Below are 6423 nucleotides of genomic sequence, written 5' to 3'. Positions count from 1 at the left end.
GGGCTCGCGCACGCCCCAGGCGGCCAGCTCCAGCGCGAGCGGAGCCAGATCTGCCGCCGCGATTTCCGGGCGGCTCGCATCCGGGAGCGCGGCGTGCTCCTGCGCGCTCCACAGCCGGTAGCATACGCCCGGCTGAAGTCTGCCCGCCCGACCACGGCGCTGGTCGGCAGAGGCTTTGGACACCTTGACGGTGGTCAGACGGCTCATGCCGGTTCGCGCGGAAAATACCGATTCCCGCGACAATCCGCTGTCTATTACCACCGTAATCCCGGCGATCGTCAGACTGGACTCGGCTATCGAGGTTGCCAAAACGACTTTGCGGCTACCCAAAGACGACGGGCGTATCGCCTCATCCTGCTGCTCCAGCTTCATGCTGCCATACAGCGGAATCACCTTGGCATGTGCAGGCAAATTCCTCGAAGCCAGCTCACGCTCCGTGCGATGAATCTCCCTCGCCCCGGGCAGGAATACCAGCAGATCCCCTTCATGCGCATGCAGCGCTTTTTCCACGGTTTCTGCTGTAAAAGCTTCTAATTTAGCCGATGCAGGCTTGGACCTATAAAAAGTCTCTACCGGAAATACCGTGCCTGGACATTCCAGCAATGGAGCGTCTCCCAGCAGACGGCAGACCGGCTCGGCCTCCAATGTGGCAGACATAATTAATATTTTTAAATCCGGGCGCAGCAATGCCTGACTTTGCAGAGCAAGCGCCAATCCTAAATCTGCATGCAGGCTGCGTTCATGAAACTCATCAAAAATAATCAGGCCGACTCCCTCCAAAGCCTGATCATGCTGCAGCATCCGGGTCAGTACGCCCTCAGTAACCACTTCAATCCGCGTGCTTGGCCCTACTTTTGTATCCATACGAACCCGGTAACCCACTGTCTTTCCGGTGGGCTCGCCCAGCGCTTTCGCCATCTGCGCTGCTGCTGCCCGTGCTGCCAAACGCCTCGGCTCCAGCATGATCATCTTTTGCCCCGCCAGCCACGGCTCATGCAACAGCTCCAGCGGTGTAACCGTCGTTTTCCCTGCTCCTGGCTGTGCAATCAGTACAGCCGCCGGCTGAGATTGCAGGGTATTTTTAAGCTGAGGTATAACTTGTATGATAGGCAGTTGTTTATCTGTCAAATGAAATTCTGTCAATTGAAATCTCTCCAATGATACGCAGAATGCGTAGAATCTGGGTTTTGCTTCTTTTATTATTGTGAATTTTTCATCACCTGTAATTATTATGGTAGGATATCATTCTCCATCTATTATACAGATATTTAAATTTCCCGTCTGGCTATCGCAGGTATGCCAAGCCGCATGGCAAGCTCCCGATGTCAGCTTCGTGACCTGTCGGGATGCACTCGCGGTTGGATCGTTTTATAATAGGGTTTATATGGATTGTAAAGGACGGAATATAGAAACGAGGTAACTTTCGTATGGAATTACAAGCCCAACCCATCAGAGGACGTTTTGCCCCAACCCCATCGGGATGGATACACTTGGGAAACGCCCGCACTGCGTTATTATCTTGGCTGCATGTTCGTTCTCTGGGCGGAACCTATGTTTTACGTATGGAGGATATTGATATGACTCGGGCTCGCAGCCCATTGGCCCAAGGAATTATGGAGGATTTGCGCTGGATCGGGCTGGAATGGGATGAAGGACCAGACGTAGGCGGTTCCTACGGTCCCTATACCCAAAGCCAACGGCTGGAACGCTTCCAAGCTGCATTAGAGAAACTACAGGGGCAGGATTTGCTGTACCCTTGCTTTTGCAGCCGGGCGGATATTGTGGCTGCCGCCAGTGCTTCACATGGACTGTCTGGTGAAGGACCAGCCTATTCGGGGACGTGTCGCAGTCTTAGCCCTCAGGAAGTAGAGGCCAAATCACAACATAAACTCCCTTCCCTTCGCTTCAAAGTGCCGCAAAATCAGGATTCCGTGATTTCATTTCAGGATCAGGTAGCTGGCCATGTGGCCTTCGGTGCGGCAGAGGGGGGCGATTTTATCGTCAAACGGGCAGACGGCATGTTTTCTTATCAGCTTGCCGTCGTTGTCGATGATGCGGATATGCATATTACCGATGTACTGCGCGGGTATGATCTTCTCGATTCAACCCCCCGTCAGCTTTTGCTATACCAAGCCCTGGGCTTGCAGCCGCCGCGCTTCGCGCACGTCCCCCTCGTCTTGGGGCCTGATGGACGGCGGCTCGCCAAACGACACGGCGGAGTAGCACTTCGAGCCATGCGTCGGCAAGGAATCACACCGGAAGCAGTCATTGGCTGGCTCGCCTATTTTTCCGGGCTGCTGGATTCGCCTGAGCCTGTGAAGGCTGTAGACTTAATTGATGGCTTTCATTTGGACAAGCTACCCAATCAGCCTGTCATCCTGACCAAGCAATTCCTCAGAAGGCTGTCTGAGCTGCAACGTTAATGAGGTGAAGCATGGAAGCCAGTATACAGGCAAGGGCATCCCGCCTTGGCTCCTTTCGCTTCTATTCCTCCAGCCGCTTACGCACAGCCGACTCATATTCATAAAATACAGACGACGTATTCAGACCTCTTTCCTCCAGCAGCATGCGGAGACGAAGTGATTTTTCAGTCAGCCTGCGACTGATCCGCTGTTGCTCTCCTGCCTCATGGCAAGCGTGAAGCAAATCACGTAGCTGGACACATTCCTTTTGCAGCTGAAGTTCCTCTGGTAAAATGCCCGCATTTTTCAATAGCTTGTACGACATCCGCAGCTCCTCTGGAACATGTGATAAATCCTCGATCACCAGTGGCTTGCCCGCTCCCGGCAAATGATCAAACTCACCTTTCGCCATCGCCTCGGCAATCTTCTGCTCTGCCATTCTGGAGAACATCCCCATCGATCCTATCCACTCCTTGTATAAGCATCCTATGTACAATCTATTTTAAATAAACAAGGGGTCCATTACCACTGTACCCTACATATTATGAGGATGTTCTGTATTTCTGTAGGAGAGAGAGTTATTCTTCGATCCCAAGCAATTGACATACTTGTTTTCTATATTTTTTCGCCTTGCGTGTTCCATGAATGAGATTGGACAATCGGCTAGCAGGAACACGGTAGGTGTCACAAAAAGTTCTCTGATCCATTTGAATTTCGACTAGCCTTTGTTTGATTTTCCAGCCAAAAGGGGTTACAGGATTTCGTTTGTTCATCAACGTTACACCTCTTCATAGTGTAGGAGTTAGAATTTTTTTGGAGTTCGGGTTTGGAGATTAGGTTTCGCTTTCTGCCTTTAGCAGCACGTTATGCACACACATTAGCTGAGATTTCATTTTGCAGGTTTGGTATTGATTCAATAGTTCATCCAGTTTCATGGATTGTTCAACCACTTTGGGATGCGTTAAAAATCCGTATTTCTTCTGGACTTGGTACAGTCTTTTTCTGGCCCGTTCGACACGAAGTAAAGTCACACCTTGATTCATCAGCATGATTCCCCCTTCTGTGTCATATCCTAATGTAAAACGTAAACTTTTGGATTTTCCGAAAATTTGCTCTACAAAAAAATGCTTCTGGAGCATTCCAGAGGCACTTTTTGACGTTTTATGTTTAATTTCGATAGTGCTAGGTTGCTCAGAGTCAACTTTCAACCAACAATATCCGCCATCCGTAAGGTTGCGAGCTTATTGGTTAGCCTTCTGTTTAATAACCTTCATGTTGGTCAAAAAGCTAAATACTATGGTAGTAGTTAAGGTTCACGATAAACAAAAAGCTAGCTACGACTATTAAGAGAATCATTTTCATTGTCTAACCATACGTTTAAAAATACCTATATAGAGGGCATGGAATCTAGCACTAAAAAAGTTAGATGACATTAATAATAAAATAATCTTTCTCTTTGCCCTTTACTAGCTAAACTTTCATACTTTGCAAAAGATCTAACGTCCGCAAATTGTTTGAATTGCTCAAATAATCTTATGCATCTAATGAAAAAGGACTCTTTGTTATTGGCTAATGATTTAGATAGAACATCTAACAGGTAGTTGAAACCATATGAGTAGTTGCCACTATTCAAGTAGTATTTAGCAAGTTCATATTTAAAACGTGTTGTTTGCTCCGGTACTACTTGATAAGTGTACATATTAACTGGTTGTTGCTGAATAATAGACCCAATCTCTATTTCAAAATGCTGGAGTATGTCATTCACATCAACCTGATATCGGTTAGCTGCCATCATAATGTTCAGCAGTTGAGTAACCCTATCTTCTTCGGTTGTTTTTGATGATACACTAATATATTCAACATAATCGTGCAGTACACTTATATCACCGGACAGGAGTTTATTTACATACGTATTTCCCTTTGCCCAATACTTGAACATGTTGACCCAGTGTTGAGTATTCTCATCCTTCTCTATGACCCAATCTAAATCAGCATAGGCATATGTATATTGTAATGCCTGCTCATAATCGCCTTGGGCTTCGCAGACACTTGCGCATAATAAGTCTGCATAGGTGATATACACAAACATGGGGCGACTCAGCTTCTTTTCATACTCGTTACGCTTCCTCTGTTGATGTTTCATCGAATATTGAATTTTCGCTTTATCTCTCATTTTACGAGCTGTCGCATCAAGCCTATCCCATTCACGCAAAGAACGATACACATTCGCCAAATCTTTTAACGCATCAAGCTGATCTATTTCGTCCAGGCGTTCCACGAAAAGTTCAAACAGTGTAGCTGCCCTGAGATTGCGGCTTTGATCGTCCCCAACTTGAATGGTGAACATACGATACTGACAGACTGCCAAGCGCTCGGAATGCTGGTACTTTTCCCCTTCTGCCACACTCTCATAGAGCAGCAGTGCCGCCTCTTGTCGTCCCTGTGCAAATAATGCTTCTGCAATGCCAAATAGTCTGGGAGAGTACAATAACTTGTCCATGATTGCTCCAACGATTCGTCGGATCGCATCCAGCTTGTCCAGCTCCGCACAACGATATAACAACGGCTCAATTCGGCGCATATTGGGGGAACGTTCGATGAGATAGTTTTCTATGTATAGGTCGTATAAGTAGCCTTCCGGTAAATCCATAGCCACAGTGATTCGATCAAGCTGCTGTACGGAAACAGGACGATGCTGAGTAATCCAATTACTAAGCGTTCTTTGATGAACACCTGAATATTCCGCAAATTAAGCCAATGTCATGTCATTTTGTGTTAGATAAGCTTCAAACTCCGCCGAAATCGTAGGTGTATGCTTCAAGTCATAACCACCCTTCACATAAAAATCCCATTATTTTAAAAAACATACTTTATTCTTCTCCAAAATTAACCATCTGTCAATATATTATGCAACTAATGTTTGTAATAAATAAATCGCATTACTTACACATAAGGGGAGATTGTGAAACGAGTAGCAAAAGTAGAATTGGATTGCCTAAATAAAAGATTTCACAATGTTGACATGACTATTTCATTTTTCCATATACATTACCACCAGTAAATGATGTAGAGGTTGCAGGTAGAAATTCTATGACTTTTTTAATTTAATGAAAAATCCCCTGATTTTGATCAATCAAGGGATGCATAAGTTCATTTCTCTCGCTTTGATAATACGAAGTTGATTATTTCTCCAGTCACAATTCCTATCAAAATTGCATAGATACCCATAGCACTCATCTTATATCACAAAGCGTAAAATAACCCTATGGACGGTAAGTCTACGGGATCTGATAGTCAATTTCAATCCACGCACTCACATGGAGTGCGACGCGGCTTCCTGTAGTTTCTTATCACCTTCGAAGTCCTTATTTCAATCCACGCACTCACATGGAGTGCGACTGGATCATAGTTTAATATGTCGTTTTGGTGAGTAATTTCAATCCACGCACTCACATGGAGTGCGACAGCGAAAATGCAGCAATTCATACCCTAATGATATCAATCCCACAACATAATCGCAAAAAATGATTCCAAATAAGCTTGGATCAGCTATTGACTTTTACGGATAAATAGCAAATTTAATATTTTTCGACATTTTTCGAGGTGCGAAGAACCTGGGGTTTTTATGTGAGCTTCACATTCGCACCTTATAAAATAAGTAAGCTTTCCATGAAAACACAGGCTGTCTTGCAATCCACACACTCCATACAGAGTACGACAGGCCGATTATCAAATGTGACTTGTGATTTCTAAAAATTTCAATCCACGCACTCATATAGAGTGCGACGGGCGAGGAAGTGCCAGACATTAAGGATGTCGCAGAGATTTCAATCCACGCACTCATATAGAGTGCGACTCCAAAACATGAAAAGACAATACCCGCAATACGAATTTCAATCCACGCACTCATATAGAGTGCGACGTGGTTGAAAATCTCAATGTCGTCTGCGTCATCGTCAATTTCAATCCACGCACTCATATAGAGTGCGACGTAGCGAACAGTGCCTTTCCATCTGGAAGA

General features: G+C 45.6%; 5 protein-coding genes and 2 pseudogenes. 1 reads left to right on the top strand and 6 read right to left on the bottom strand.

Annotation, left to right across the window (positions count from 1 at the left end; all coding sequences use genetic code 11):
* On the bottom strand, positions 1-1128 hold a 1128-nt coding region (locus L693_RS0106500), incomplete at its 3' end, for a helicase-related protein (RefSeq protein WP_025716580.1).
* A 299-nt stretch (positions 1129-1427) separates the two neighbouring features.
* On the opposite strand from L693_RS0106500, the gene gluQRS reads away from it, so the two are divergent.
* Positions 1428-2423, top strand: a complete 996-nt coding sequence (gluQRS, locus tag L693_RS0106495) for a tRNA glutamyl-Q(34) synthetase GluQRS (RefSeq protein ID WP_025716579.1) — start codon at positions 1428-1430, stop codon at positions 2421-2423.
* Between the two features lie 61 nt (positions 2424-2484).
* Here gluQRS and L693_RS0106490 read toward each other — a convergent pair whose 3' ends face one another.
* The 5 genes and pseudogenes from L693_RS0106490 to L693_RS32325 form a co-directional block, all read right to left on the bottom strand.
* Positions 2485-2859 (bottom strand): DnaJ family domain-containing protein, encoded by a 375-nt coding sequence (locus L693_RS0106490; protein ID WP_025716578.1) that lies wholly within the window; start codon positions 2857-2859, stop codon positions 2485-2487.
* Between the two features lie 121 nt (positions 2860-2980).
* Positions 2981-3175: a hypothetical protein gene (locus L693_RS0106485; RefSeq protein WP_025716577.1), complete on the bottom strand. Its 195-nt coding sequence runs from the start codon at positions 3173-3175 to the stop codon at positions 2981-2983.
* 111 nt (positions 3176-3286) lie between these two features.
* Positions 3287-3451, bottom strand: a pseudogene (locus L693_RS0106480) (aspartyl-phosphate phosphatase Spo0E family protein); the annotation flags it as partial.
* A 383-nt stretch (positions 3452-3834) separates the two neighbouring features.
* Positions 3835-5223, bottom strand: a pseudogene (locus L693_RS0106475) (helix-turn-helix domain-containing protein).
* 813 nt (positions 5224-6036) lie between these two features.
* The coding region (locus L693_RS32325; RefSeq protein ID WP_442950163.1) for a hypothetical protein at positions 6037-6423 on the bottom strand (387 nt) is incomplete at its 5' end.

Source organism: Paenibacillus sp. 1-18, from assembly GCF_000520755.1.
GTDB lineage: Bacteria > Bacillota > Bacilli > Paenibacillales > Paenibacillaceae > Paenibacillus > Paenibacillus brasilensis.
The sequence above is the reverse complement of the archived record's forward strand: the minus strand, read 5'-3'. Positions and strand labels throughout refer to the sequence as shown.